The organism is Ginsengibacter hankyongi, assembly GCF_008710285.1.
GTDB classification, from domain to species: Bacteria; Bacteroidota; Bacteroidia; order Chitinophagales; family Chitinophagaceae; genus Ginsengibacter; species Ginsengibacter hankyongi.
In genome coordinates this window covers 523,532-550,415 of the sequence record NZ_VYQF01000001.1, presented here as the reverse complement: position 1 = coordinate 550,415, position 26,884 = coordinate 523,532, and the positions used below count along the sequence as shown (strand labels likewise).

The window sequence follows — 26,884 nt, the reverse complement described above, 5'->3', positions numbered from 1 at the left end:
ATCAAATTAAAATTATATCATAAATAAAATAGAATGTTTAAAAATTATCTTAAAACGGCATTGCGTAATCTTCGTAAGAACAAGCTTTACTCCATCATTAATATTTTCGGACTAACGGTAGGCTTAGCCGCTTGTTTGTTAATCGGCGTTTATATTCATCACGAATTGAGCTATGATAAATTCAATGCAAACGCTGGCCGTATTGTTCGTGCTACGATGGAATATTCCAATGCAGGAACAGTAAATAAAACAGCAACTACAGGCACGAAAGTTGGCCCGCATTTCAAAAGGACATTTCCGTTGGTGAAGGAGTATGCACGAACTTTTATAAGCCATAATGTTGTAAAAGGCGGTGATAAAATATTTGATGAACCACGCATACTTTATGCCGATGAGCCTTTCTTTAAAATATTTTCTTTTCATATTATTGAAGGCGATGCAGCTACTGCTTTGGATGCGCCTGATAAAATTGTTATCACGCAATCCATGGCTAAAAAATATTTTGGTGATGAAGACCCTGTTGGTAAAACCCTCACCAGCGGCGGAAAAGATTTAAGAGTATCTGCAGTATGCGAAGACGTGCCGCAGAACTCACAGATAAAATTTGACTTTGCAACCCAGTTTTATAATCTTGGCAATGGAGTAAAAAACGAAACCTGGTGGACGGCTAACTGGATCACTTATTTTTTATTAAGTGACGAAAAAAGTATCGCTTCTTTTCATCAACAGGTAAGTGAATACATGAAAACACCCGCCATTAGAAAAGATGCACGCATGGAAGGAAACGATTATCTAACTTATCATTTTGAACCGCTTACCAAAGTGCATTTATATTCATCTCTTGCAGGTTTTGAGCCTAACGGCAGCATTACTTACATTTATATGTTTTCTGTTATTGCGTTGTTGATTTTAATTATTGCTTGCGCCAATTATACTAATCTTGCCACGGCGCAATCTGCAGGTAGAAGCGGAGAAATCGGGATTCGCAAAGTTATAGGCGCAACAAAGCGGCAGATTTTTGTACAGTTCATGAGCGAATCGTCAATCATTACTTTTATAGCTGCTGCATTGGCATTACTATCAAGCATATTTTTAATTCCTTATTTTAATGCGATAACCGGCAGGCAATTTAATGCAGGCAACTTATTACAGCCTCTGCCGATTGTTACCCTGGTAATATTTTCTTTACTGGTAAGTTTTTTTGCAGGACTATATCCCGCTTTGGTTTTATCAGGAACACAAGTTATAGGTGTGCTAAAGAAGGGATTTTCGTTTACGGGTGGTAATAATTTTTTAAGAAAAGTATTGATCGTTGCACAGTTTGGTATTTCGGTTTTCCTGATTATTTATACCGTTATCATTTTACAGCAGATGCATTATTTGCAGACGAAAAATTTGGGCTATGATAAAGACCATGTTGTTGTGCTGCCAATAGGTGGCAACATGTTGCAGGATTTTCAGAGCATAAAAAATGCTTTAGCTTTGGTGCCGGGAGTGACCGCTGTTACTGCTTCTTATGAAACTCCTGAACATGTCCAATGGGGAGATGGAATTACTGCAATTGATGAAAGGGGAGAGCATAACATTTCATTAAATGCGATGCCTGTTGATTTGGATTTTACTAAAACAATGAAGATGCAATTACTGGCAGGCCGCGATTTTCAGCAATCAGACTTTGCAATGATGGACACTAATAATAATGATGCTAATTATCATTTACCCTATATTATTAATGAAACGCTGGCCAGGACAATAGGATGGACACCGGAGCAAGCGATAGGTAAAATTATTTCAAAAGGAGTCACCGGGCCGGTTATCGGCGTGATAAAGGATTTTAATTTTAGCAGCTTGCATGAGCCGATTGGGCCTTTGCTTATTTTTCTTGGGCGTGGTTTTTCGCGCACCTTCATGTTGCGTCTAGCCGGCAACGATATGAAAGCGACATTAGGGAGACTTGAAGCAGTTTGGAAGCAACGTATTCCCGGAAGACCATTTACTTACCATTTTCTTGATGATGATTATAACAACTTATATCTTGCTGAACAACGCTCTTCGTTATTGCTTGGCGTAGCAGCAACGCTTGCCATTGTACTTGCATGCTTAGGTTTATTTGGCCTTGCGGCATTTACAACAGTTCAACGAACAAAAGAAATAGGGATAAGACGAGTGTTGGGAGCCGACATAAGCAGTATCACTTTTCTTATTGCAAAAAACTTTTTGCAGTTAATAGGTATTGCTATACTTATCGCAATTCCTCTCGCATGGTGGGCCGGAAATAAATGGTTGCAGGATTTTGCCTTTCGCATACCTGTTCAGCTATATATATTTATTGTAACAGCTTTCGTTACAGCCTTCATTGCTTTATGCACCGTAGGTTATCATTCCGTAAAAGTTGCTTTATCCAATCCGGTGAAGAGTTTAAAATCAGAATGAGTGGAACGATCCAAATAATAAAAGTTTAATTTAACGATTCAAAAGGCAAGCAAGGACCAAGACGATTTGCTGACAAGAGTTTGGTGGGACAAACAATAATTTTTAAATTTCTCATAAGCAAGCAATCCTAAGTTAAAACACGAGAGGGCATTAATGCTACCCTCTTTTTTATTACATTAGCAAGAAATGACCATGAAACTATTGATTAATATTTTCGCGTATGCTTCCATTTGTTTATCATGCAATTGTTTTGCGCAAAATGATGTTGTAACTGACAACGACTCCAGTCACTACAATCTCAATAAGCCCGAACGGGAAGAATGGCTTCAAAATACCGATGATGGTTTGTTTATTCATTTTGGTGTAGATGTATCACTGGGTATCGTGATCAGCCACTCACTGGTTGGGGCGTCTAACGATTACGCGCAACGGTACTTTTCAGAATTACCCGCCGTATTTAATCCTAAAAAATTTGATCCAGACGAAATTGTTACGCTGGCAAAGCTGGCTGGCATGAAGTATATCATGTTCACTACAAAACACCATTCGGGATTTTGCATGTGGGATACGAAGACGACTGATTTTAATGTTATGAATACACCATATCATAAAGATATTCTCCGCGAAATGGTGGAGGCAACACGCAGGGCTGGCCTGCAGGTTGGGTTTTATTTTTCGCCTGAAGATTTCAACTTCCTGTATAAACATCATCTTCCTATCAGTCGCGATAATGTTGTAATGAACCATGCAGTTAGAAAGGAGTATGATGATTTTACTAGGAAACAGTGTGAAGAATTAATGACCAATTATGGCAAAATTGATTTGTTGTTTATTGATGGAGAGCCAAAAGAAATTGTCAAAGAGACCTGTTGGAAACTTCAGCCCGATATTTTAATAACAAGAGGTGCCTTAAAAACACCCGAACAAATGTTACCCGGAGTAACCATGAATGAACCATGGCTATCCTGCATTACTATGGGCACAGCCTGGCAATATCAGCCTACTAACGACAGGTATAAATCCGGAACTAATCTTATCGAATTACTAATTGAAGCAAGGAGCAAGGGAGGTTCGCTTTTATTGAATATTGGACCGAAAGCAAACGGCGAAATAGCTGATGAACAAGAGGGCAGGTTGCGGGAAATGGCGGCCTGGTATTTTGTTAACCGGGAGGCTGTTGATAGCGTGCGTCCATGGGTAATCACCAATGAAAAAAATATATGGTACACGAAAAGCCTTGATAATAAAACGGTATACGTTATTGTGACAGACGCTGCTTCCTGGAAGGAAGGTGACCGAAGGTCATTTACCTTACATTCAGTGTATGCAGGTGCAGCAACAAAAGTGAGCGTGTTAGGCCAAAATAGTTTGATACAGGAATACCGACCGGGTAAAGATGTTAGTTGTATGTTTAATCAAACTGATACCGGCCTGGTATTATCTGTTGTAAAAACTCAACGCATTTACGATGATCACCATTGGCCGAACCCGGTTGTTATTAAAATTGAAAACGTGTCTCCTGCAATCCACGCAGTGCAGGTAAATACTTTAAGTGCAAAGTCTGCATCAAATACTAAGGCCATATTAAATGGTAAAGTTAATAATTACCGCGGTGATAAAAACATGAGGGCTTCATTCTGGTATCGTGTTTACAATGGCCAAACCGAAGATCTGTATGCAGGACCCTGGATACATTCAGCCAAAGTTCCCATTGGATCAAACGGAGATTTCCGGGTAACGATAGATGGATTAAAAAAAGGGCTTCAGTATGAATTTAAGCCTGTAGTTACATACAACCTCATTGATGTACCAGGAGATAAAAAAGTGTGGCAACAATAGAGATTTCCCGGTATTATTAATTTATAACTTCTTCCACTAATGCGTTAATGACTGCGAGTTATGTGCCTTGCATTTCCGAATTGTCAGTTTTGACCCTGTTATCATGATACGCTGTTTGACTATACGCCATCTCCGGACTCAGGGAATAGCTGAGAAACCCGTTGTCAAACTGTCCGCTTTTTAAATGAAGTGTTCATAATCGGACACATGACGGATTAATATTTGCCCTAAATCGTTCTGTATCAATGGTATACATCATTGGTATGAAGGTTGAAAATTCAGAGTAACTATAATTTTAAATTCTGAACTTTAGACTCTAAACAAAAAAATACAAAATGATTCAGCTAAAAAATATTTACAAATGGTTTAATACAGGAAGTAACCGCACCTTTATTTTAAAAGACATTAATCTTAATATAAAACAGGGAGAATTTCTTTCTATTATGGGGCCGTCCGGATCGGGTAAATCAACCTTACTTAATGTAATGGGCATGCTCGACGAAGCTAACGAAGGTGAATATATTTTCATGGACCAGGACGTGTTTAAGCTTAAAGAAAAGCAACGTTCGGAAATTTATAAAAGCCATATCGGCTTTGTGTTCCAGGCATATCATTTAATTGATGAGCTTACGGTTTATGAAAATATTGAAACACCACTAATCTATCAAAATATAAAATCCGGCGAAAGAAAAGCAATGGTTGCTGATATGCTGGACCGCTTCCAGATTGTGGGTAAAAAAGATTTGTTTCCGAATAACCTTTCCGGTGGCCAGCAACAACTGGTGGGAATTGCAAGGGCATTGATCGTGAAGCCAAAATTGATCTTAGCGGATGAACCAACGGGTAATTTAAATTCAAAACAAGGGGAGGAGATTATGGAAATTTTTACTGAGTTGAACAAAGAAGGCGTTACTATCGTACAGGTTACGCATTCAGAAAAAAATGCGGCTTATGGGTCGAGAATTATTCACCTGTTAGATGGAAGAATTGAAAAAGAATCTTAAAAAATTAAACGAAAATAAAATTACTAACTAATACGATTACACGAAAATGAAAAGAATTTGTTCAATAATATTTTTTCTTCTGACAATAAGTTTTGTAAAGGCACAAAGCAAACTAACCTTACGGCAGGCAATCGAAATGGGTATTGCAAACAATATTGACGTAAACAAAGCCGATCTTTCAAGCCAGCAGGCACACATTACCATGCAACAATCAAAGCTTAGTATGCTGCCTAATGTAAATGCATCTGCTAATTATGGCATCAATTCAGGCAGAACCAATGACCCGATTACTAATGCATTTATCAATCAAAATATTAACTCTTCTAATTATGGGATAACCGCTAATGTTACATTATTCAATGGCCTTGCGTTGCAAAACGACATTAAATCAAATGCATTAGCTTATGAAGCATCAAAGATGGAATTGCAGCAGTCGAAGGATAATCTAACTATTAATATTATCCTGGCTTATTTGAATGTATTAAGCGCAGAAGATTTATTGCAAAATGCCAGACTACAGGAAGAAGCGACGCGTCGTCAAGTAGACATAGACTCTTTAAAAAATGCAGCGGGTTCTATTTCTCCATCTGATTATTATACTTTAAAAGGACAATTAGGCACAGATCAGTTAAATATTGCTGATAATGTCGCATCAATCGCTGTGGCAAAGCTTTCTCTTGCACAGTTGCTTAATATACCTTATAGCGATAGTCTTGAAGTAGAACGGCTTTCGGAAGATGTGTTTAATTTATATTATGAAGCTGATCCATCTAAAATTTATGATACAGCATTGCAACAATTTGCTCAAATAAAAGCAGTTCATTTCCGTACGGAAAGTGCGGAAAAATATGTCCGTGCATTGCAGGGCCAATTGTATCCAACATTGTCATTAAATGGCAGTATAGGAAGTAATTATTCCAGTGCTATTACAAACTCTATCTTGTTAAATTCCCAGGATGTTGCTTCTAATGATTATGTAATTGTGAATGGCTCGCAAATCCCTGTGATGACGAAGCAAAATACTTATAACACCGAAAAAGTTTCTTTCGGTACCCAGTTCAATAATAATCTTTCGAAATATGTAGGACTTGGCTTGTCAATCCCGATATTTAACGGAGCGCGGGCCAGGAGCAGGGTTCGTACGGCAAAAATTCAATTTAAGGTAACACAGCTTGTTGAGCAAAATACTAAAACCCTGTTGCAGCAGTCGATAGAGCAGGCATATGTTAATTTTAAAAACACATCGAATAAATACTCAATCCTGCTTGACCAGGTGCAATCTTTCACTGAATCTTTTAAAGCAGCACAGGCGAAGTTTGATGCGGGAGCTATTACTTCTGATATTTATTTGATTGCAAAAAATAATTTAAACGCAACTAATATAAATCTAATTGTTTCCAAATATAATTTTGTGTTGAGAGCAAAAATCCTCGATTATTACAAGGGAAAATCGTTATGGTAATTTAGATTTAAGAGCTATGATTTGATAAAAGCTTTTGAGAAGTTCACAACTTTTCAAAAGCTTTATTATTTAGGGAAAGCGTTCATTAAGATTTATGTAAATTGATAACGCTTCGTAAAATTCCTGCCATCTGTTACAACTTTATAAACACCTTTTTCTTGTAGAGAAAGTAACACATATACCACTCGAGTGCGAATATGGCTAATGATGTAATAATCAATTTTATATTTTCAGGAGTTGCCATAAAACCCATTAAGCCATTTGTGATATCCCCTACATAATTATTGAACCACCGGCTTCCGACAATTTCAAAAAACAAATAGATAAATAAAGAGTTCATTCCAACAATAGTAAAAAAGGAAAGATATTTTTTATGCTCTTTTATATCAATCCACCAGTAAATAAATGCATAGGCTAACAAACACCAACCCAGCGATGCGAGAGTAAATGAACTCGTGGCAATTCTCTTGATAATGGGTGTCAGGTGGATGATATTTAGCAGGTAACCTGTAATTAAAGTAATACTGCCCCATATAACAATCCACTTTATTTTGCGGGTTTGCAGTAATATTTTACCAACCATCGCTCCGGCAATTGTGTGCACCGCTGTCGGGATACAATTAATGGCAACCCAGCCACCCTTATTTATTTTATTCATCAGGAGCAGATCCGTGTAATTTCCAAAATTATGCTGATCAACAAACGGTTGGTTAAAACCAGGAATATTTGTGAGGCGGTATAAATATTCTGTAAGAAGCAGCAACGAGATGCAGGTGATAATTTGCCTAAAATAGGACCACCTGAATACCAGGAACGTGACTAAAGTTGTGAAAGACAGCTGTGTAAGAACATCCCATAATTCGAATGATAAACTACCATCCCGCTTTACTGCATAATCCAACACTCCCCAGAAGAAAAGCAGCAGGCTTCTTTTCAAAACTTTTATAAAAGACTGGTTCCAGCTAGCTCCTTGTTTGTATTGTTTCTCTAATGACAACGCCATTGCAGTTCCGGCTATAAACATAAAACCAGGCTGTATAAGATCCCAAAAATGAAGACCATTCCAGGGATGATGGAAAAATTGTTGTATGAAAGAATTAAATAGAGAAGAGCCTGACATTTTATCAAGATGTTCATAAAGACCCGTACTTTCTAACGCAAGGAATACCATAATTAACCCACGCATAAAGTCAAGCGATACCAAACGGTTAGATGAGGATGGAATTTTTTCGATAGTTGTCAAAGTGAATAATTTATTATAAAAGTCTTGGTTTTGCTCTTTTATTTCTATTCCTCATCTCACTCATAAAATTTTATGAAGACTTATATATTGCAACAATAATATTGTTTTGGCATCTTTTATTTCCCCGGTTTCAATCCTATTCAAAGCATAATTAAAATCCATTTCCAAAACTTCAATATTTTCCTGCTCATGAGCAACACCGCCGCCCTCGTGTACTTTCATGTCTTGAGAATATTCAGCAATAAAGAAATATAAAATTTCCGTTACCGAGCCGGGCGACATGTAAGCTTCAAATATTTTTTTTACATCACTTATTTTGTAACCTGTTTCTTCTTCTGTTTCTCTTTTAATACAATCTTCGGGGTTATCATTATCTAATAAACCGGCGCAGGCTTCCACCATCATACCCGTGCTGTTTCCATTAACATACGTCGGCATTCTGAATTGGCGGGTGAGGATGATGGTCTTTTTATCTTTATTGTATAATAAAATTACCGCTCCGTTACCCCGGTCGTACACTTCCCGGGTTTGTGTTTGCCATGTTCCATCTTTTTGCAAATATTCAAATGTTACTTTTTTAAGCGTATGCCAGCCTTTACAAATAATTTCGGAAGTAAGAATTTTAATTGAGTTATTCATTATTTAAGGTATTAGGTTTGAGGTATGAGCGTTATCTTTATTGACTGTTGACCCTTCAAGATTCACCATTCACCTTTTGCAAATTCATAAATACTTTTTGCCGCATTAGCCGATGCGTTGCCCCCTTTTGACAAGAGGTTTTTCAAATCAGCATAATCCATTTCCATTCTTTCTCTTTTAAGTGTATCAAATAAAATAGCATTTAATTCTTTGGTGATATTTTCACCCGTTAGCTCATGTTGAATTAACTCTTTAACAACCTCTTTATCCATAATTAAATTTACGAGGCAAATAAATTTCAGCTTTACCAGGCGTTTTGCAATTTGATAAGATAGTGAACTTGCTTTATAACAAATAATTTCAGGTACGCCAAACAAAGCAGTTTCCAATGTCGCCGTTCCTGAAGTTACCAATGCAGCATTGGCTTTCATGAGCAATGAATATGTGTCGTTGGAGATTACTTCAACATTTTTATAGCCGGATAGAAATGGCTCATAAAATTCATCTTCAACCGATGGAGCTTTCGCAACGATAAAAGTATAATCAGGAAAATTTTTGGAAGCTTCCAACATTATAGGAAGTTTTGTTTGTATTTCCTGTCTTCGGCTTCCGGGCAATAGGGCTATAATGTTTGATGATTGTTTTATAGAAGGATGTTCTTTTTTAAAACTTTCAATAACTTCTACCAGCGGGTGGCCCACATACTCCACATCATAATTCCACTTTTTAAAAAATTGTTTTTCAAAAGGAAGAATCACAATCATTTTATCTACATACTTTTTTATTGCTTTCACCCTATTCTCTTTCCATGCCCACACCTGCGGCGAAATATAAAAGACGGTTTTAAATTTCTTTTGATGCGTCCATTCAGCCATGCGTAAATTAAAGCCGGGATAATCTATAAGCACTACCACATCGGGATTATAGTTTTGAATATCTTCTTTACAAAATTTAAAATTCTTCATTATGGCCGGAAGGTTTTTTATAACTTCCGCAAAACCCATAAACGCAAGATCCCTGTAATGCTTTACTAGCGTAGCTCCGGCAGCTTGCATTTTATCGCCGCCCCAGCCACGCATGTCAGCATCAGCATCCAGTTTTTTTATTTCTTTAATAAGATTACTGCCATGTAAGTCGCCGGAAGCTTCGCCTGCTATTATGTAATATTTCATCCTTATGTTAAATGTAATGAGGGTTTAAAGATAAAGAGAATTGATTAGGTTGAATGAAATACACCTAAGCAGGCTCGTGGCTAAATTGCGATACAACACAGGGGAAAACCGGGAGTAAAATTCTTGTTTTACAAGGAATAATTCAGAATTGACTACAGGCTACATGTGGCGGTTTTTAATAAAACTTAAATATCATTGCTATAATTGCATAAACAACAGTAACAGCAAAAATTCCTTTAGCAGTTTTATCGCGGTGGCCATTAATATAAATGGTAAATAAAATTGCATTGGCCAATAGCGAAACGCTTATAGAGGCAGAAATCAAATTAGGATTCATTTTCATCCACTGCAGCATTTCGGAAATAGTAAGCCCTTTAAATTTATACAACTTATAAAGCATAAAACCTATTACAGGCGCTATCAGCCCGAGAGAAATCCCAAAGATAAAATCGTCTTTTTTGAATATCATAATACGTCCCAGGTTTTTTCTAATTCTTTTTTCAATTGGTAATTGGTAAGGTCAAACTGCACAGGAACCACACTTACATAATTATGCTCCAATGCCCATACATCGGTGTCTTCACCGGTGTCAAAATTTTTAAATTCTCCTGTAAGCCAGTAATATTTTTTCCCGTGCGGATCAATGCGTTCATCAAAATCTTCATCATATTTTGCATAAGCCTGCTTGGAAACTTTTATACCCGCCATTTCATTAAGCGGCACCGAAGGAATATTTACATTTAGTAAAAGATGCTTGTGCATTTTTGTTTGCAAAAGGCTTTTTACAATTTTATGCACATAAAACCTTGCGGCAGTAAAGTCGGCCTCAAACCTGTAATCCAGCAACGAAAAGCCAATAGAAGGAATGCTTTCAATAGACGCTTCCATTGCGGCACTCATGGTTCCCGAATAAATTACGTTTATAGAATGGTTGGCGCCATGATTAATACCACTGAGACAAATATCCGGCTTGCGATGTAATATTTTATCAACGGCAAGCTTCACACAATCAACGGGAGTACCGCTCGTTTGCCACGACTCAACCCCTTCAAACATGTCTTCTACTTTATTAAGCCTTAAAGGAACACCGATAGTAATGGCATGTCCCATTCCGCTTTGAGGTTTATCCGGTGCCACCACGACAACTTTTCCCAGTTCCTTCACGGCCTCCACTAAATTGCGAATACCCGGAGCCGTTATACCATCATCATTTGTTATAAGAATTATTGGCTCTTCTTTCTGCTCTTCACTCATTTTTCAATTTCTATTTAATTATCCTAAAACCACCTGAACCATGGTCTTGCTACTGCTTCTCTAAACGGCCACGGCATAGCAATTAGTATCAACAATAATGCTATTCCAAAAAATAAAAGGCCCTTCTTAAATTTAGAAGACGACAAAGTTGCTTTTTTTACTTTAGTCCTGCCGACATGCACCAGTATCCATGCAATAACCATCATCACTTCATGCTCCATGGTAAAGAACCGAAGATTGGCATCTTTCATTGCATCGCCCAGGTGCTTCAATTGATCGAACCACACGCCGGTAAAGTAAAGGCCGAGGCCAACGAGCAATTGTATGTCCATGCTTAGCATGAAGAAGAAATTACTTTTGCCATCTAACGGTGTAAACTCCCGCTTACTCCCCAATCCGCTAATGGCGCTAATTACGGCCCAAAAGCCAAAAATTATAATCAGCCATCTTAATAAATTATGTATTACAAGTAGTACCTGCATAAAATGATTTTTTTGTAAAAATAAGCAATGAAGATTATGTATTCGTTATTAGTTGCTGGTAAGTATAATCTATGAGCTAACTAGAGGAAAGTTAATTGGTGATTTAATTATATCTGCTCCATAACATCTTAGAAAGTTTCCTCGTCAATTCCCATGCTTCATTGTTATGTTCCCAGCTTTGGTCCTGGTTATGATTGGTGCAAATGCAAAAAATATAACGGCAATGTTTGCCATTTACAAAAAGAACTTCATTCCTGCTTTCGTCTACGGCTCCGCTTTTGCTGGCTATAAAAACATCCGTTGGTATTTGAGAAATAGCTTCTTCGTCCCAATAGTTTCTTCCCAATAAACGAAGCATTTTTGCGCTGGCCTCTTTATTAATTATATCTCCTTTTACAATTTTCCCCATTAACGTTGCCATCTCGTAAGGTGTTGTTTGCCCCCATCCATACCCAGCCTGGTTGGCTTGCCTTCCGGGAGTTCTGCTGTTTACCCGTGTTACTTTCATGCCAAGGCTATCCATCAGTTCATTTATTCTTGTGCCTGTGCCGGCAAGCGTTTGCAGCCAAAGGCTTGCCGTGTTGTCGCTCATGGTAAGCATCAGCATCATTACTTTACTCATTTCAATCTTCTCATCATTTTTAAATGAACCAAGAATATCTTCACCGGCATATAAAAGCGAATCCTTATAAATTAATGGCTGGTGATATTGCAATTCACCTTTTTCAATTTTATCCATAATGCCGATGAGGATTGGAATTTTTATCATACTTGCTGTTGGAAAAATTGAATCTGCGTTTATAGAAACCGTTTTATTCTTTTTAAGGTCATGAACATATACACCTACTTCACCATGAAAACCCTTGAGTAGGTCTTTAATTTTTGCTTGTAAATTTTTATCCGTTTTTTGAGCGAATGAATTGGTAGAAGGAAAAATCAAAATAACAAAAAGAAGTACAGCTAAGGGTTTATTCATAACAATAAAAGTATTGATTTTTTTGATTCTTGTTCAGGGCAGGTGTGTGGCCATTTGATAAGAACCTTCGACTTGCCAGCAAGTTTTAGTGAACCTAACGGTGTCCGGCCACTCGTTGAGAATCTTAGAATTAAAAAGAGTTTTTAATGGCCTGACACCTTTGACATACTTCTGTTTTCAATTAGAATAAAAATCGTCAAAACATATGATCTGGCTTAACTAACTGCGGATATTCTTTTTGAAAAGCTTTGATCTCGGGAATAGATACGGCTTGAACATAACCCTGGTCAGGATGGTGGGCGATGTAATCCTGGTGATAATTTTCAGCTATCCAAAACTTTTTCAACGGCATAACCTGTGCAGCAATAGGCGCTTTATAATTCCCCGAGGCAGTCATTTGCTGAATATAATTTTCAATATCTTTTTTTTCGGTATCGTTGGTATAAAAAGCGATAGAGCGATATTGTGTGCCAAGGTCAGGGCCCTGGCCATTTACCTGCGTTGGATTTTGACCAGCGAAATATACTTTCAATAAAGTTTCATAGGAAATTTGTGAAGGATCGTAATAGACTTCAACGCTTTCAGCATGGCCGGTATTGCCGGTTTCTACATCTTCATAAGTTGGGTTTCGTGTGGTGCCCCCGGCATACCCTGATATTGCTTCTTTTACGCCCTTCACACTTTCAAATAAAGCTTCTTCGTGCCAGAAGCAGCCTGCAGCAAAATAGGCTTTGCTGTATTTGGAAAGATCTTGTTTTTTTAAACCAGTTTGCATGGGTTTGTTTCCTGATTTTTGAGCGCATGAAGTGAGCGCCATCATTAAAGTTGTGATAAATAATAATCCAGTTGCCGATTTCATTTTTATAATATTTTTCATATTTACGGATAATATAAAAGAACAGTTGTTAAAAGAAAGTGAGAAAGAATTTTTAATGGAGAAATACAACACTAAAGATAAAACATAAAATAATTTTGAAAGAATTACCTGTTCGACAGGCGTTATAGAAGATTATTTTAAGATTTTGGAGGGACCGGCAATTAAAAATAGCCAATACATTTTTGTAATAGAAAAACCGCCTCGGTTAAAAGACGGTTTTGGTTTTGTAAGGAAGAAAAAAATTAGTTTATAACGGATAGTTTTCTAACCTGTGTAATACCGGAATTTTTTTCGGTGATTTGTACAAAATAAGAGCCCTTTTGTAAATCACTTATTTCCGTACTATTTGAATTTTCCAAGGAAACAGTTTTAACTACTCTTCCTGAAAGGTCAAAGAATTTAATAATTGCAGGGCCATTTAATTGACTTATTGTAATTTTTGAATTCGCATAACCCGGATTGGGATAAATTAAAAAGTCTGTAGTTACGTTAGAGCCCTTCACAGATTTTGTTTGCGAGTATGCAAAAGAACCATCAATGTCAATCATCTTAATTCTGTACAGGCTTGTTTTTTTGCTGTTATTTGAATTATCTGTGAAAGAATAAGATCTCGAAATACTTGCATTACCAGCTGCTTTTACAGAACCAATCTTTTCAAAAGAAATATTATCATACGATCTTTCAATTTCAAAAGTGCTGGAGTTGATTTCCTGGGCTGTCTGCCAGGTAATGTCCACGTCATTTTTATTATTGCGCTGAGCACTAAATCCGGTGAGAATTACTGGTGCCGGACCTGCCTCAACTACATTACATATTACGCTTGTTGAGTTTCCACCTGCAGCCCCGGGATAGGTTAAGAAGACCGTTATCTGACCTGCGGGAGGTAAGTTGTTGTCGCTTACACAGTAATCAACATAATCATTGTTGCCGTGACAAGTTTGGGCAATAAGACTGTAAGTCTCTGGCTGCAAAACGCCGTTTATTTTAATGGAGTCCAGGGTAGGAACTGAAGATGGACAACTGGCAAAATAAAGCCTGATGTGTGAAGCACATGGGCCGGAGTTACCATTATTCCTTAAAAATTGTGTGGGGCACAAAGTTTGCGAGAAAGCCCCAAAAGATAATATAAGCACGCTGGTACTAAGTAAAATTCGTTTCATTTTCTTGTGATTTAGAGTTTAAAAAATAAGCTTGGTAATACTTAGGACTGAAAGTTTTTGGGCTTTTACTCTATGGATGAGGACTAAATAATATAGCAGAATAATGCTAATTGAAAATTGGCAGAAGTATTTTAAAGGATTTGGGGGAAACTTTAGATAATTGGGATTATGCAGTAAGTTTAAATTCTTTTATCACTGTTGGACAAAGAATAAATTTAATCATTAAGGAGATAATTAAATCTGTTTTAAAAACGCGATAAACTTAATTTGGAAATTCAGGGGATGGAGTGTTAGGAGAATTCTTGTGTACGCCAAAAGTATAATTGATTTTTTAATTTTGCAAGCATTGGCGAATATTTTTTACAGGTAAACTGAAAAATTGTTGAAATATGTTGATCTTAAACAATTTAAACAGGTATGAAGCCTGATCGATTCGAAATAATTTTCACGTGTTTTTAAAATTCTTCATTACATCTTACATTTGCATTTTATTGCCCGATAGTATAACGGTAGTACCGCAGATTCTGATTCTGCTTGTCTTGGTTCGAATCCAGGTCGGGTAACGTAGAAGGAATAAGGGTTTTGGCGAATTTTAAAAGGTGACAAATACGTAAAAGTAACAACTTTCGTGAGAACTTTTACTTAATCTTCGGCAGATGATACAATTACCAAACGGGTGCCGAAGAAGTGACTTTCATGTATTCCCTAATAACTGGCAAACCACTAAAGCAAAACTTACGGAAACGTGGTATGCTGACTGCAGATTCACAGATTCCCGTTTCATAACAGGATATCTAAAAGAAAAAACAACCCTGCAGAATGACAATGGATTTATCAGTACAGGCCTTTCATGCATTTACAGTTGATTTGCCCACATCATAACAAAAACATCAGAGTTAACCCGGGAACCCCGTCTATATTTAGCTGGTAATAAAAAGGCCTTCATCCTGCTGCAGTGATTCGCCGGTCCATACTCCTTTTTCATCTTTTGACATGTCATATTTTTTACCGCCGATATCAAGCTGCACTTTGTTTGCTTTGGGCGCCGCAATGCTGGCACGAACGCGGCCTTCAGCATTTACCTTTGGATACTGCTTTCTGGCTGATTCGTAGAAGTCGGTGTAAAATTATCGGGTTGGGCAAAGCTGATTGCGCTGGTTAAAATAGTTGCAATAAAAAAGGATGAAAGATTTGTAATTCATTATAAAAAAAATTAATGGAATAGTACAATTCTTAGTTTCTAAACAGCACCGGTGCAAGCTCGTGAAGGCTGCGTCTCCATGTCAAAAATTCGTGAGCTGTATTTTCAGAAACATAGGAGACTGCATTATAACCCGCATCTTTTAGTGCAATTACAGCATTCTTAACGCCCTCAGGTCTCTCCCGGCTTCCACAACTTATAAAGATAAGTTTAGGCTTTGATTTATTTTTAAGTTCATCGGGCGTATAAATGCCTCCACTTAACAAAGCATAATAAGAGAATACATCAGGTTTATTCAGCGTAATCAAATGTGTTTCCATGCCGCCCATTGAAAGGCCGCCCATAGCACGATGCGACTTATCTGCGAGTGTGCGAAAATGAGCATCAACATAAGGTATCAATTCATCAACCAGCACCGTTTGAAAAGGTTCAATTTTAAAATCCTTCATGTGGCCCCATTTTAATTCGTTAGTCATTCCGTAGGTCATCACGATTATGAATGGTTTTGTCTTTCCATCGGCAATGAGGTTATCCATGATAAGATTGGCATGTCCCTGGTTGCTCCAAGCAGTTTCATCTTCGCCCCAGCCATGTTGGAGGTACAATACGGGATATTTTTCAGACTTATTTTTTTCATAACCCGGTGGCGTGTACACGAAAGCACGGCGTTGAGTGCCGGTACTTTTGGATGGAAAAAGAATTTGCTGCACATTTCCATGAGGAACATCTTTAAGTGCATAGAAATCCTGGTCGTGAGCAGGTATTTCAATGCCACTTTCCCAACGGGTAGAACCATAATAATTCAATGTGCCGGGATCATTGAAAATACCACCTTCAACTGTGAGATGATAGTAATGGAAACCTTCATCCATTGGCCCTTCTGTGGTGCCGGTAAAAAATCCATCCGTTCCTTTTGTAAGCAACGTACCTCCTCTTCCTCCTAAACCCAGGCTTACCCGAACGCTATCAGCTTCTGGAGCGTTGATTTTAAATCGGGCATATCCCTGCGAGTTCACCTGGGGATATACCTGTCCCGGTTGATTTAGTGTTGAAGGCTTGAAATCTTCAACAACATTATTTTGAGCAAAAATGCTTTGGCCTGCGAGCAGAGCTACCGAAAAGATAATTGCCTGTTTTAATTTCATTTTACAAATATTTAAGTGATTAATTTATGATTATAGATTTTTAAAAATGTCGAATGAATATCTGTCTGTTACCTAAAAAGCAATGGTGCAAAATGGTACAAATCATTTCTCCAAACAGGCCAGGTATGCCCACCGGGATACTCATAATAAGTATGTTTAATTTTCAGCTCATCTAATTTGCCCAACATGATTTGCCCGTTCTTGTAGGCAATATCTTCCGGACCACCTTCGGAAATCCAGAATGCTTTCAGGTTAGCATTTATCTTATCAGCATTCTCTTTCACAAAAGCATATTGTGCATCAGCGGTTTTATTCATCATTGGCACTATCCATCCGGAACTGAATATGCCGAGATAAGAAAACACATCTGTGTTGTTGATACCTGTGTAAAGTGTATGAATGCCACCGAGTGACAATCCTGCCAATGCACGATGGTTAGCATCATTTATCGTGCGATAGTTTTTTTCAACAAAGGGAATAATCGCTTGCTTCATTTCTTTTTCAAACAGCTTAATTCCATTTTCAATGGCAGCGGCGTTAAAGCCACCAACGCCAATATTAGCATCAGGCATCACAATCAACATTGGTTTTGCTTTCCCATCGGCGATAAGATTATCCAAAATAACATTCGCTTTTCCCTGCCTCGCCCAGCCAGTTTCATCTTCGCCGCCACCATGCAAAATATATAAAACAGGATATTTTACGTCAACTGCAGAATCGTAAGCCGGCGGTGTATAGATGTACATTTGCCTCCATGAATTAGTAACAGTAGAAAAATAGTTTTTAATGCGTATGTCACCGTGAGCTACATTACCAAGCGCATAATAACGGCCACCCGTAAACGGTATTTCAATGCCACTTGCCATTCGTCCCATACCATAAAACGTTTCGCTGGCAGGGTCTGCAACAGCCACACCATCAATAATCAAAGAATAATAATGAAAGCCTTCACTGATAGAATCGGTTGTAACATTCCAATAGCCGCTGGTATCTTTCACCATATCATATTTTCTTCCGAGGTCAATCTGCACTTTTTGAGCACCCGGCGCTTTTATGCGAAATATTACGCGGTGGTTTGCCAGTATTTGCGGATAGTCTGCACCTCTTACATTTGTCGAAGCCGGTGCGCCCACTACAGGATATTTTGAAAAGGTAGAGGTATCAACCGGTTTAAAAATTAATTGCGAAAACATATACAAGCCGTTTTTCCAGACTTTAAATTCATGTACTCCCGGCTCGATGTAATAAATGTGCGGTACATTATTTTTGGCAAGATAATCATGTGTTCGTTTGCTGAAAGTGATTAGTCCATCGCTGGCTCCGCAGGAAATCCACAATAGCTTTAATTCTTTCCGCGCTTTTGCAGGGTCAGGTACCAACTCTTCAGGTGTTTTAGTATTGGGTGCAGCAGAGAACGCTCCTATCCATGCGAATCTATCAAGATTGCCAAGGCCAAAATTCAGCGATTGTCCACCGCCCATTGATAACCCTGCAATAGCACGATGTTTTCTATCAGTGTAAACAGGATAATGCTTTTGTACGTATGGAATCAGATCATTCAGCAAATCTTTTTCGAATGTCGCAAATGCTTTTACTTTATCAGGTGCAAAAATATTTCCGGTGGCACTGTCATTTTTCATAGCACGTCCGTTAGGCATTATAATAATCATCGGTTCCACCTTTCCTTTTGCATACAAATTATCTAAAATAACTTCGGGATGCCCGCCATTCAACCACTCTTTATCATCACCGCCAATGCCATGCAACAAATACAACACAGGATATTTTTTCTTTTTTGAATAACCGGGTGGTGTATAAATTAATGATTGCCTTGTAGTGCCAACCGTTTTTGATTTGTAACTGAATGAATCAATTTTTCCATGCGGAATGTTTGCTTGAATAGAATCAAAGACGGATGGCATCTGGCTGATGATATCCTGTGAAAAAACTGCTGAACCAAACAGTAAAGCAATAAATAGAGAGAAAACGTATTTCATGTGTTTCATTATTTTTTGCTACGAAATTTGGATGTATTAATAATATTTTATGGCCTTATTAATCTATATTCCCACTCACACTAACACCCCACCCATGTAAGCAAACTTCAGTGCATTGCCGGGAAGTTTCGTTTCATCGATATCCATATCTTTATCAGTACTGCTTCTTGTTATCTTATCCGGCATATTTTTATAGCTACCGTTAAATGGTGACTCATAATAAAGTTTATACTCCTTAGTACGATTGCGTCTTTAAAACGCCATTTGTGTATTCAATTCTTTTTTAGCAATCCCATTTTCATCAAGCGATAAATGCAGTTCTGTAGTTTCGTTATATGCAGGCTCAACATCAGGATGACTTATTAATACAACTTCATTACTATTATAACTTATAGTAACCGCAATCGCCCGTTAAAGTGAATCGGCTCCATAAATACACTAAAGATTTTCGGATCAATGTGTCCTATGGGTTTAGTAACATTAATTTTAATAGTAGCATTTTGGGCAAATATTATTAATGGCTGGCCCAGCAAAAAATTCAAAAATACTTTTTTCATGCAGCTTGTTTACTGGAACATTAATCCTTTAATCACCAAGGTAAGGATTTTTAATAAAAAACTTGCAATCGGTTACATTTTGTAATATTTTTTGTAGTTATAGGTTCAGCAGCAAGCAGGGAGATTAATAGAGTCACCGGTAAGTTCATTTTATTCAGAAGGTATTTCTATAAGCAAAGAGTGGAAATTAACAAGCCCTTGAACGAAGACATAAATATCCTTGATGAATTAATAAAGCCGGAACAAAAAGATCAATCGTTACGCTCTAATGGAGGTTATAAAAAAGAGAAAGAAAAAAGCAAAGAGAATGCATTTGTAAAAAAGAATAATAATGAGTGACATATTACTATAAGCAATTGTAGAAAAATTAGAACTTTGGAAATTGCATTAATAAAACAAAATAAGGCAGGCAAAGATGAAGCAACCCCCAAATAAATTAGCAATAGCTGTTAAAATCAATTCAATCTGAATTCATAGAGATCGCCTCCACGCTTGTGCAAACAATGAGAAGATCAATGGCTTATCTGAAGAACTACGGGCATCCTGAATTAATTCACCTAATCCTATGCAAAATCAGATAAAGCATGCACACCATTTCCATAATCAGCATGGCTATCCGTTGGTTTATTTATAATTTCTTTATTGCTTGCATATGGATGGGTTAACTGCAGTGTGCTGATAAAACTATTTAACGCATTGTATAAGGGCTGCCGGTACCGAAGACAAAATTGATAACGCAGCACTTGCATTTAGAGAATTGAAAAAAGCAGGACCAACGTCCAATTTTTTCATGTAAAACGCAGGCGGATGCCCCGGATCGACTCGTTTAATGGAGAAATAAACATAATAACCAGCCCCGGCAAGAGCTGCACTATAGCTATTTCAATTCCGGGCTAATCGGTTACCTGTAAAGTTTATATAAAAAAATATCGCGTAAGCGTTCTTAAATGCTTACACGATACGGTGGTTTAGATGATTTCAAAAAAAAGCAACGGCTTTATCAAGGATATTAAATAATGTACAATACAACATTATTCTGTTAGCGATTGCAAAGTAGTTACGAAAAAAATAGCTTCTTGTAGTAAACGGATTGTTTTAATAATAGAAATTTTTCTACTTAAATCCGGCAAAATACTATTTCGGAAGTTTATCGCTCATAAAATTCAGATATTTTGTACCTGTAAAAACAGGAGACCTTAACAGGAGTAGTTAATCATATTAAGGTTTTCAAAAATGTTATCATCCGTTCCCGGCTATCTTGGCACATTTTTGGCCTTATAATATAATAATAACCCCTTTATCACCCGTTTAAAACCATCCTATGTTTGTTAGATATTTATTAATCACTCTTTTAGTACTTATCGGAATTACCTGTGCAGTTTCCCTGGTTATTTTCCTGGCAAGTGCGGCTATCTTTGGCTCATTTTTACTGCCGTTAATTTGTATTGGTTCGCTGGTACTCTTCTTTTACGCAGTTACCGCCTTAAACAAAGGCAGTAAGGTTTAGTTTTTTTTTAAAGATCAATTAGTTAATAGAATAATTGTAAATTAAATGAATTAAAGCAAAAGCGGCGCTATTGTACTCCCTTCACATTAGTGTGTAAAATGTATACCGATTTAGATGCTGTAATAAACAGTTCATCATGGTTTTTTCCACCAAAGCAAACATTAGCGGTCCAGTCTTCCCGTATAGGAATCTGCTGCACTATTTCTCCTTCCTTATTGTAAACAGTAATGCCTTTCCCTGTCAAATAAATATTTCCCTTATTGTCAATTGTCATTCCATCAGAACCCTGGCTGGCAAAAAGTTGTTTATTTATCAAACTCCCGTTTTTATCAATCGTGAATTTATACGTTTTATTGGCCCCAATATCGGCAACATATAAAAATTTACCGTCGGGTGTTCCAATAATTCCATTGGGCTTGGTCATTTCTGCGGCAGCCAATACTGCTTTCTTTTTATTTTTTTGCAGGTAGTAAACATTTTGTTCTGCTATATGAGGATGGTCTTTTTCCCAGTAATCCCTTTTATAATAAGGATCCGTAAAATAGATATCATCATTTACCGGGTTTATCCATACATCATTTGGCCCGTTAAATATCTCGCCGTTAAAATTATCAGCAAGTACGGTAATTGCTTTCGATGGGCTTATGGCCACCAGTTTATTGTGTTCATCCGCACAGGAAATAAGGTTTCCTTTCTTATCAAAATACATCCCGTTGGAGCGCCCCGTATTGTCCATAAAAAGAGAAAGCTTCCCATCGATACTATATTTCCATATCTGGTTATTGGGCTGGTCGGTAAAAAAAACGTTTCCTTGTTTATCCACTGCGGGGCCTTCGGTAAAAGAAAATTTATCAGATATTAAGACAGGTGTGCCATTTGCAATTTTATTGTCATTAATAATTGTATCTGCAGGAGAGTTCGGTTGCATAGTTTGTATTTTGAAATAAATTGACGGGTTAAATAAATAATCAGCGCTGTATGTATTTAAGCTGGAAACAAATATTAAACCTATAATAGAAATTTGTTTATGAATTTCTTTAAATAGCTGTTTTTTTATCATAATTATAAATATAACTGGTTTCTTAAACCTTATAAAATTACCTCGTAAAAAATAATTAAAATAAATTTGGTCAAGCTAAATAAATTAGTATTTTTGTCTAAATAAATTAGTTACTATGGCATTAGCAGGACTTAATTTAAAATACTTGCGTAAGCTACGCGGATGGACACAGGAAGAGTTCGCCAATAAACTGGGTATTAAGCGTTCCCTCGTTGGCGCTTATGAAGAAGAAAGAGCAGAGCCAAGAACTGATGTGCTTGAAATAGTTTCGGAAATATTTAAAGTGACCCTGGACGAACTTTTATTGCACGACCTGAGTGAATCTAAGGGCTCAAGTTATCTGGCCAAAAGGCGCCAGCTTAAAATGATGAGTGCGGATAGGAATCTCATTCATTTTGTTCCGGTAAAAGCTGCCGCAGGCTACCTGGCAGGTTATGCAGATACTGAATTTATTGATGAGCTCAACACTTTTACCCTGCCGATGCTTTCCGGCGGCACTTACCGGGCTTTTGAGATAATAGGAGATAGTATGATGCCTACACCCAGTGGCAGTGTAATAGTAGGAGAGAAAGTGGAGAACATTGAAAATATAAAAAGCAATGCAGCCTATATTGTGGTAAGCAAAAGTGAGGGCATTGTATACAAGCGTGTAATTAAAAGCAACAAAAATAAAAACAAGCTTACCCTCGTAAGCGATAATCCTGCTTACCAGCCTTACCAGGTGCACACTGCCGATGTGCTGGAAGTATGGCAGGCGCAGGCCGCTATTAATAAAGTAACACAACAGCAGCGTTGGGATGTGGATTCGCTGGTAAATTTGGTTAGTAACCTGCAAGACCAGGTGAGCTCTTTAAAAAAGAAAATGAATTAGGTTTGTGATCATTCATTAGATTTCGCTTCATTTTTATAATTAAGATGAGGCCGTTCAGATACATCGATTAACAATTAAAAAACACAGTCATGATCAAATTACAAATCGTAGGCAACCTTGGAGCTGATTGCATCCAAAAAGAAGTAAATGGTAAAAACGTTATTAATTTCAACGTAGCCCACACTGAAAAGTTCAAAGATGCCCAGGGCAATTTAAAAGAAAGAACCACATGGGTAAATTGTGCTTACTGGACAGACCGTACGGCGGTAGCCCAGTATTTAAAAAAGGGAAAGCAGGTTTATGTTGAAGGCACGCCCGAAGCAGAAGCCTATACGAACAAGGACAACCAGCCGGCGGCAACCTTAAGAATGAGGGTAAGAGATTTACAATTGTTAGGAGGTAATACCGATGGAAGCCAGGGTAGCGCAGGTTCCTATTCGTCATCTTCGTCTTCATCCTCCTCCGGCACAGGATATAATTCAACTTCCGGAAGCCCCGCTTCCGTACAAATGGAAGATGCCGCGGATGACCTTCCGTTCTAAAATAATTATGGATGGGTTAGTTAAGAGACAGTGTAATCACTGTCTTTTTTTATGCAGGTATGTCGGTTGTATAATACATTAATAAGTACGTACGCGGCTGTTTTGCCAAAGGGAGCATCCTGTAGTTCACTGTACTTGTTTACAAAAACATATACTTTAGTTAGCCTTAGCGATCTTATTTGCCAAAGTTTGTTCAATAGTAAACTTGCCCCGGTGTTTGTAAACAAAGGTCACGCGGGTGGCCCTTCTTTTATGGATATTTTTGATGGTCATCCTGTGCAGCATTCAAATATTCTTCTTTTGTTCTATCTTCATTAAAGGCTTTTCACCCTACGTTTCAATAACATGGTTGATTTTTTTTGTTTACCCACGAGAGTATAATATGCAGGCATAGTAGCAGGCCTTGCGGTGTTACAAGCAAATAGCTTTATTCTTCTGTAAACCCTTTAAAATATGGATTGACAATACCGGACTTTTTTAGAAACAAGGGCAGTTTAGACTTTAATAGTAAACCAAACCAGCAGCACAATGAATCCTTTTTGGAAACGAATAATAATTAAAACCACGCTGAGGCATAAAGGAAACAATGCAGGCTCCGAAAAAATGTACTCAAGCTTTGAACTTGCCAAAGGGTTTAGAAGTTTCAAAGTTAGCGTCACCAATCTTTTTAAGGATTTTATCCTGGTAACGCTTGGTATTTTTTCGGCTGCATTCGGCTTTAAGGGATTTCTTTTAACCAACCACTTTATTGATGGTGGAGCTACGGGCATTTCACTTTTAATATCTGCGCTTACGCGAATTCCACTTTATGTTCTTTTAATTTTGGTAAACATTCCCTTTATCATTCTGGGCTACACCGTTATTGGAAAGGCTTTTGCACTAAAAACAGCACTTGCTATTTCCGGACTTGCTTTGGTGGTGGCTACGGTTTCATTTCCTAATGTAACAAACGACAATTTGCTCGTGGCATTGTTTGGCGGTTTTTTCCTGGGTGCAGGTATCGGGCTTTCGGTAAGAGGCGGCGCCGTTATTGACGGTACAGAAGTTTTAGCAATATTTTTAAGCCGTAAATTAGGAACCACCATCGGCGATATTATAATTGTAATAAACATAGTTATTTTTTCTGCAGCCGCTTACTTCTTATCAATGGAAATTGCACTTTACTCAATGGTAACTTATTTATCCGCTTCTAAAACGCTTGACTTTGTAATTGAAGGGATTGAAGAATATACAGGCGTAACAATAATTTCCACATACAGCGACAGAGTAAGACAGATGATAATTGAAAAGCTGGGGCGGGGCGTAACGGTGTATAACGGCAAACGCGGATTCGGCAAAACAGGTGAGGCAAAAGACATTGATATAGTTTATACAGTTGTTACGCGTTTAGAGTTAAACCGCCTTAACACAGAAATCGAAAAGATTGACCCGAATGCTTTTGTAGTTATGAGCAGCATCAAGGACACGAAGGGTGGAATGATAAAGAAGCGGCCTTTTAAACATTAAGGCATTCAACTTGGGGTGAATGAAGAATTCTTCTCACGATTTATACAATATTTGTTTTCAAACATTTTTTAAAAAGCTTTGTAAGTATAACATGGCCAATATTACAAGAAGCAATCCCCATGATGCTGCAAGCAGCCATGTGCTTCTATCATGTTGTACCAAAGTTTTCGTAGGGATAATTGAGTTAGCAGATTCAAATGCAATGTTCGCTCCCCAATGAATGGCGAAGGCCAACCAAAGTGATTTACTTTTTTACTCCGTTGCAAAACAAAAAAATCCCGCCTTTGACAAAACGGGATTTTATGTAAAGAATTTATATTAATGGTGGAATATCTTCGGGAATTTCATGATGACCGGGAGGCGGAAACTTGCCCGGGTTTCTTAGCCTGCTGTTATGACGACTATAACTAAAATAAATTATAAACCCAATTAAAAGCCAACCAATAAGCCGTGCCCAGTTGGTCCAGCCAAGACCAAATATCATAGCGCCGCAAACGATAATACCTAAGGTAGATATAAGGCCAACCGCAGGCACTCTAAATTGTCTCTTAATTTCAGGATGTTTTCTTCTCATAATCCATACGCCGGCACATACCAATATAAAAGCAAATAGTGTTCCTATACTGGTCATATCTCCTACAATGTCACCTGGTATAAATGAAGCAAAGCATCCTACAAATATTAAAAAGATGAGGTTAGATTTATAAGGAGTCTTAAACTTAGGATGTATTTTAGAAAATACCTGCGGCACCAATCCATCTTTACTCATAGAATAAAATACCCTCGACTGGCCCATTAACATCACAAGAATTACAGAAGAAAAACCTGCAAGAATTGCTATCGTTACAAGATTGCTCAGCCATTTGTAAGCAGGCACCCACACGCCCCCGATCATTGAGCCACTCATGTGCTCTATGGCATATACCACAGAGGCTTCTTTTCCCTGGGTTCTGAAATCATGAACTGATGCAACACCTGTAAGTACATATGAAAAGAGGATATATAAAATTGTGCAAATTACCAGCGACCCTAAAATACCAATTGGCATATCTCTCTTAGGGTTCCTGGTTTCCTGTGCAGCAGTGGAAACCGCATCAAAACCAATGAATGCAAAAAACACAACTCCTGCCGCGCCCAATATTCCAAGAATGCCACCATAGTTATGAGTGATGCCTTGCGTATCTGTATAAGTGCTGGGTGCAGGAATAAAAGGTGTATGATTCTCAGGTTTGATGAATTGCCAGCCCATTGCAATTACTACTATCACTATCGCTACTTTTAAAATAACTATTATCGCATTTACCACTGCTGATTCCTGCATCCCTCTTATTAATAACAATGTGAGCACAACAATTATAAATAGTGCCGGAATATTCATTATGCCATGAATACCCGTGGTAGACACTTCAAAAGGAGAGTGGCACCATTGATAGGGGACGTCCAGGCCAAAAATTTCAAGTAGCTTATTAAAGTATTCGCTCCAGGCAATAGCAACTGTTGCAGCTCCCACACCATATTCAAGAACCAAATCCCAGCCAATTATCCATGCAATAAACTCACCCATTGTTGCATAAGAATAAGTGTATGCGCTTCCCGCGATGGGAATCATTGAAGCAAACTCTGCGTAACACAATCCCGCAAAGGCACATCCAACAGATGCAATAATAAAACCTATTGTTACGGATGGGCCGGCATTCTGTGCAGCGGCGGCAGCGGTTCTTACGAAAAGGCCAGCCCCGATGATGGCACCAATACCCAGTGCAATTAAATTTATCGGGCCCAGTGTTCTTTTTAGTGTATTACCCGAATCACTGGCTTCAGCCATAAGGCTGCTCATAGGCTTGGTTACAAATAAACTCATGTATAGTATATCTTTTGGTTATCAATAAGGTGGAAAAGTAAGGAATTAATTTTTAAAATATAAAAGCGAAGTATAATTTTTAACGGGCCGGGCTGA

The 26,884-nt window shown here is 37.8% G+C and carries 26 protein-coding genes and 1 tRNA gene; 12 read left to right on the top strand and 15 right to left on the bottom strand.

Translation table 11 applies throughout. The annotated features are described in order from the left end of the window. Positions 1–33: 33 nt before the first annotated feature. The 4 genes from FW778_RS02355 (at position 34) to FW778_RS02340 (ending at position 6,738) form a co-directional block, all read left to right on the top strand. Positions 34–2,433: an ABC transporter permease gene (locus FW778_RS02355; RefSeq protein ID WP_150412988.1), complete on the top strand. Its 2,400-nt coding sequence runs from the start codon at positions 34–36 to the stop codon at positions 2,431–2,433. Positions 2,434–2,625: 192 nt separating this feature from the next. Further along, positions 2,626–4,272 carry an alpha-L-fucosidase gene (locus tag FW778_RS02350; RefSeq protein ID WP_235906005.1) on the top strand — a complete coding sequence of 549 codons (1,647 nt, stop codon included), beginning with the start codon at positions 2,626–2,628 and terminating at the stop codon, positions 4,270–4,272. Positions 4,273–4,607: 335 nt separating this feature from the next. Beyond that, positions 4,608–5,276 carry an ABC transporter ATP-binding protein gene (locus FW778_RS02345; protein WP_150412986.1) on the top strand — a complete coding sequence of 223 codons (669 nt, stop codon included), beginning with the start codon at positions 4,608–4,610 and terminating at the stop codon, positions 5,274–5,276. 46 nt (positions 5,277–5,322) lie between these two features. Next, positions 5,323–6,738 (top strand): TolC family protein, encoded by a 1,416-nt coding sequence (locus tag FW778_RS02340; RefSeq protein ID WP_150412985.1) that lies wholly within the window; start codon positions 5,323–5,325, stop codon positions 6,736–6,738. A gap of 133 nt (positions 6,739–6,871) precedes the next feature. On the opposite strand, the gene FW778_RS02335 is transcribed toward FW778_RS02340, so the two are convergent. The 9 genes from FW778_RS02335 to FW778_RS02295 form a co-directional block, all read right to left on the bottom strand. Beyond that, positions 6,872–7,981 carry an acyltransferase family protein gene (locus FW778_RS02335; protein ID WP_235906004.1) on the bottom strand — a complete coding sequence of 370 codons (1,110 nt, stop codon included), beginning with the start codon at positions 7,979–7,981 and terminating at the stop codon, positions 6,872–6,874. Between the two features lie 60 nt (positions 7,982–8,041). Beyond that, positions 8,042–8,620, bottom strand: a complete 579-nt coding sequence (nudK, locus tag FW778_RS02330) for a GDP-mannose pyrophosphatase NudK (protein WP_150412984.1) — start codon at positions 8,618–8,620, stop codon at positions 8,042–8,044. A gap of 62 nt (positions 8,621–8,682) precedes the next feature. Continuing rightward, complete coding sequence (gene lpxB, locus FW778_RS02325; protein ID WP_150412983.1) at positions 8,683–9,792, bottom strand: lipid-A-disaccharide synthase; 1,110 nt, start codon at positions 9,790–9,792, stop codon at positions 8,683–8,685. Positions 9,793–9,967: 175 nt separating this feature from the next. Next, the gene (locus tag FW778_RS02320) at positions 9,968–10,261 is read right to left on the bottom strand and encodes a hypothetical protein (RefSeq protein WP_150412982.1); all 294 of its coding nucleotides are present in this window, start codon (positions 10,259–10,261) and stop codon (positions 9,968–9,970) included. Beyond that, positions 10,258–11,046, bottom strand: coding sequence for a 5'/3'-nucleotidase SurE (gene surE / locus FW778_RS02315; RefSeq protein WP_150412981.1), 789 nt, complete (start codon positions 11,044–11,046; stop codon positions 10,258–10,260). Before surE ends, FW778_RS02320 begins: the two co-directional genes overlap by 4 nt. 23 nt (positions 11,047–11,069) lie before the next feature. Beyond that, positions 11,070–11,528: a hypothetical protein gene (locus tag FW778_RS02310; RefSeq protein WP_150412980.1), complete on the bottom strand. Its 459-nt coding sequence runs from the start codon at positions 11,526–11,528 to the stop codon at positions 11,070–11,072. Positions 11,529–11,631: 103 nt separating this feature from the next. Beyond that, on the bottom strand, positions 11,632–12,504 hold the full coding sequence (locus tag FW778_RS02305; RefSeq protein WP_150412979.1) for a serine hydrolase: 873 nt from the start codon (positions 12,502–12,504) through the stop codon (positions 11,632–11,634). A 196-nt stretch (positions 12,505–12,700) separates the two neighbouring features. Further along, a complete protein-coding gene (msrA, locus tag FW778_RS02300) occupies positions 12,701–13,363 on the bottom strand; it encodes a peptide-methionine (S)-S-oxide reductase MsrA (protein ID WP_150412978.1) in 663 nt (220 codons plus the stop codon). A 260-nt stretch (positions 13,364–13,623) separates the two neighbouring features. Beyond that, positions 13,624–14,541: a T9SS type A sorting domain-containing protein gene (locus FW778_RS02295; protein WP_150412977.1), complete on the bottom strand. Its 918-nt coding sequence runs from the start codon at positions 14,539–14,541 to the stop codon at positions 13,624–13,626. 492 nt (positions 14,542–15,033) lie between these two features. Here FW778_RS02295 and FW778_RS02290 point away from each other — a divergent pair. Together FW778_RS02290 and FW778_RS02285 are read left to right on the top strand one after the other, a co-directional pair. After that, a tRNA-Gln gene (locus tag FW778_RS02290) sits at positions 15,034–15,104 on the top strand. 93 nt (positions 15,105–15,197) lie between these two features. Continuing rightward, entirely contained in the window at positions 15,198–15,407 is a 210-nt protein-coding gene (locus FW778_RS02285) for a hypothetical protein (protein WP_150412976.1), read from the top strand. A 367-nt stretch (positions 15,408–15,774) separates the two neighbouring features. Here the strand turns inward: FW778_RS02285 and FW778_RS02275 are convergent, their stop codons facing one another. The 3 genes from FW778_RS02275 to FW778_RS22995 form a co-directional block, all read right to left on the bottom strand. Next, positions 15,775–16,887 carry an alpha/beta hydrolase-fold protein gene (locus tag FW778_RS02275; RefSeq protein WP_150412975.1) on the bottom strand — a complete coding sequence of 371 codons (1,113 nt, stop codon included), beginning with the start codon at positions 16,885–16,887 and terminating at the stop codon, positions 15,775–15,777. 68 nt (positions 16,888–16,955) lie between these two features. Continuing rightward, entirely contained in the window at positions 16,956–18,884 is a 1,929-nt protein-coding gene (locus tag FW778_RS02270; RefSeq protein ID WP_150412974.1) for an alpha/beta hydrolase-fold protein, read from the bottom strand. Between the two features lie 389 nt (positions 18,885–19,273). Continuing rightward, on the bottom strand, positions 19,274–19,441 hold the full coding sequence (locus FW778_RS22995; protein ID WP_202552044.1) for a hypothetical protein: 168 nt from the start codon (positions 19,439–19,441) through the stop codon (positions 19,274–19,276). Positions 19,442–19,639: 198 nt separating this feature from the next. Here FW778_RS22995 and FW778_RS22990 point away from each other — a divergent pair, with 198 nt between their 5' ends. Further along, the gene (locus tag FW778_RS22990; protein WP_202552043.1) at positions 19,640–19,780 is read left to right on the top strand and encodes a hypothetical protein; all 141 of its coding nucleotides are present in this window, start codon (positions 19,640–19,642) and stop codon (positions 19,778–19,780) included. Positions 19,781–20,004: 224 nt separating this feature from the next. Here the strand turns inward: FW778_RS22990 and FW778_RS02265 are convergent, their stop codons facing one another. Further along, positions 20,005–20,190 (bottom strand): hypothetical protein, encoded by a 186-nt coding sequence (locus FW778_RS02265; protein WP_150412973.1) that lies wholly within the window; start codon positions 20,188–20,190, stop codon positions 20,005–20,007. Positions 20,191–20,762: 572 nt separating this feature from the next. Between FW778_RS02265 and FW778_RS02260 the strand changes: the two genes are divergently transcribed. After that, positions 20,763–20,948, top strand: coding sequence for a hypothetical protein (locus tag FW778_RS02260; protein WP_150412972.1), 186 nt, complete (start codon positions 20,763–20,765; stop codon positions 20,946–20,948). A 67-nt stretch (positions 20,949–21,015) separates the two neighbouring features. Here the strand turns inward: FW778_RS02260 and FW778_RS02255 are convergent, their stop codons facing one another. Then, positions 21,016–21,876 carry an SMP-30/gluconolactonase/LRE family protein gene (locus tag FW778_RS02255; protein WP_150412971.1) on the bottom strand — a complete coding sequence of 287 codons (861 nt, stop codon included), beginning with the start codon at positions 21,874–21,876 and terminating at the stop codon, positions 21,016–21,018. A gap of 247 nt (positions 21,877–22,123) precedes the next feature. Here FW778_RS02255 and FW778_RS02250 point away from each other — a divergent pair, with 247 nt between their 5' ends. From FW778_RS02250 to FW778_RS23395, 4 genes are all read left to right on the top strand, one after another. Next, the gene (locus FW778_RS02250) at positions 22,124–22,879 is read left to right on the top strand and encodes an XRE family transcriptional regulator (RefSeq protein ID WP_150412970.1); all 756 of its coding nucleotides are present in this window, start codon (positions 22,124–22,126) and stop codon (positions 22,877–22,879) included. Between the two features lie 89 nt (positions 22,880–22,968). Beyond that, a complete protein-coding gene (locus tag FW778_RS02245) occupies positions 22,969–23,421 on the top strand; it encodes a single-stranded DNA-binding protein (protein ID WP_150412969.1) in 453 nt (150 codons plus the stop codon). 528 nt (positions 23,422–23,949) lie between these two features. Further along, positions 23,950–24,927: a YitT family protein gene (locus tag FW778_RS02240; RefSeq protein WP_150412968.1), complete on the top strand. Its 978-nt coding sequence runs from the start codon at positions 23,950–23,952 to the stop codon at positions 24,925–24,927. 19 nt (positions 24,928–24,946) lie between these two features. After that, positions 24,947–25,147 carry a hypothetical protein gene (locus FW778_RS23395; RefSeq protein WP_150412967.1) on the top strand — a complete coding sequence of 67 codons (201 nt, stop codon included), beginning with the start codon at positions 24,947–24,949 and terminating at the stop codon, positions 25,145–25,147. A gap of 93 nt (positions 25,148–25,240) precedes the next feature. Here the strand turns inward: FW778_RS23395 and FW778_RS02230 are convergent, their stop codons facing one another. Next, positions 25,241–26,788: an amino acid permease gene (locus FW778_RS02230; RefSeq protein ID WP_150412966.1), complete on the bottom strand. Its 1,548-nt coding sequence runs from the start codon at positions 26,786–26,788 to the stop codon at positions 25,241–25,243. Positions 26,789–26,884: the final 96 nt, after the last annotated feature.

Bases quoted from the DNA above. Each gene is read 5' to 3' on its own strand.
- FW778_RS02355 (WP_150412988.1), top strand. From the start codon at position 34: ATGTTTAAAAATTATCTTAAAACGGCATTGCGTAATCTTCGTAAGAAC.
- FW778_RS02350 (WP_235906005.1), top strand. From the start codon at position 2,626: ATGAAACTATTGATTAATATTTTCGCGTATGCTTCCATTTGTTTATCA.
- FW778_RS02345 (WP_150412986.1), top strand. From the start codon at position 4,608: ATGATTCAGCTAAAAAATATTTACAAATGGTTTAATACAGGAAGTAAC.
- FW778_RS02340 (WP_150412985.1), top strand. From the start codon at position 5,323: ATGAAAAGAATTTGTTCAATAATATTTTTTCTTCTGACAATAAGTTTT.
- nudK (WP_150412984.1), bottom strand. From the start codon at position 8,620: ATGAATAACTCAATTAAAATTCTTACTTCCGAAATTATTTGTAAAGGC.
- lpxB (WP_150412983.1), bottom strand. From the start codon at position 9,792: ATGAAATATTACATAATAGCAGGCGAAGCTTCCGGCGACTTACATGGC.
- FW778_RS02320 (WP_150412982.1), bottom strand. From the start codon at position 10,261: ATGATATTCAAAAAAGACGATTTTATCTTTGGGATTTCTCTCGGGCTG.
- surE (WP_150412981.1), bottom strand. From the start codon at position 11,046: ATGAGTGAAGAGCAGAAAGAAGAGCCAATAATTCTTATAACAAATGAT.
- FW778_RS02310 (WP_150412980.1), bottom strand. From the start codon at position 11,528: ATGCAGGTACTACTTGTAATACATAATTTATTAAGATGGCTGATTATA.
- FW778_RS02305 (WP_150412979.1), bottom strand. From the start codon at position 12,504: ATGAATAAACCCTTAGCTGTACTTCTTTTTGTTATTTTGATTTTTCCT.
- msrA (WP_150412978.1), bottom strand. From the start codon at position 13,363: ATGAAATCGGCAACTGGATTATTATTTATCACAACTTTAATGATGGCG.
- FW778_RS02295 (WP_150412977.1), bottom strand. From the start codon at position 14,541: ATGAAACGAATTTTACTTAGTACCAGCGTGCTTATATTATCTTTTGGG.
- FW778_RS02285 (WP_150412976.1), top strand. From the start codon at position 15,198: ATGATACAATTACCAAACGGGTGCCGAAGAAGTGACTTTCATGTATTC.
- FW778_RS02275 (WP_150412975.1), bottom strand. From the start codon at position 16,887: ATGAAATTAAAACAGGCAATTATCTTTTCGGTAGCTCTGCTCGCAGGC.
- FW778_RS02270 (WP_150412974.1), bottom strand. From the start codon at position 18,884: ATGAAATACGTTTTCTCTCTATTTATTGCTTTACTGTTTGGTTCAGCA.
- FW778_RS22995 (WP_202552044.1), bottom strand. From the start codon at position 19,441: ATGAAAAAAGTATTTTTGAATTTTTTGCTGGGCCAGCCATTAATAATA.
- FW778_RS02265 (WP_150412973.1), bottom strand. From the start codon at position 20,190: ATGCAAGTGCTGCGTTATCAATTTTGTCTTCGGTACCGGCAGCCCTTA.
- FW778_RS02260 (WP_150412972.1), top strand. From the start codon at position 20,763: ATGTTTGTTAGATATTTATTAATCACTCTTTTAGTACTTATCGGAATT.
- FW778_RS02255 (WP_150412971.1), bottom strand. From the start codon at position 21,876: ATGCAACCGAACTCTCCTGCAGATACAATTATTAATGACAATAAAATT.
- FW778_RS02250 (WP_150412970.1), top strand. From the start codon at position 22,124: ATGGCATTAGCAGGACTTAATTTAAAATACTTGCGTAAGCTACGCGGA.
- FW778_RS02245 (WP_150412969.1), top strand. From the start codon at position 22,969: ATGATCAAATTACAAATCGTAGGCAACCTTGGAGCTGATTGCATCCAA.
- FW778_RS02240 (WP_150412968.1), top strand. From the start codon at position 23,950: ATGAATCCTTTTTGGAAACGAATAATAATTAAAACCACGCTGAGGCAT.
- FW778_RS23395 (WP_150412967.1), top strand. From the start codon at position 24,947: ATGAAGAATTCTTCTCACGATTTATACAATATTTGTTTTCAAACATTT.
- FW778_RS02230 (WP_150412966.1), bottom strand. From the start codon at position 26,788: ATGAGTTTATTTGTAACCAAGCCTATGAGCAGCCTTATGGCTGAAGCC.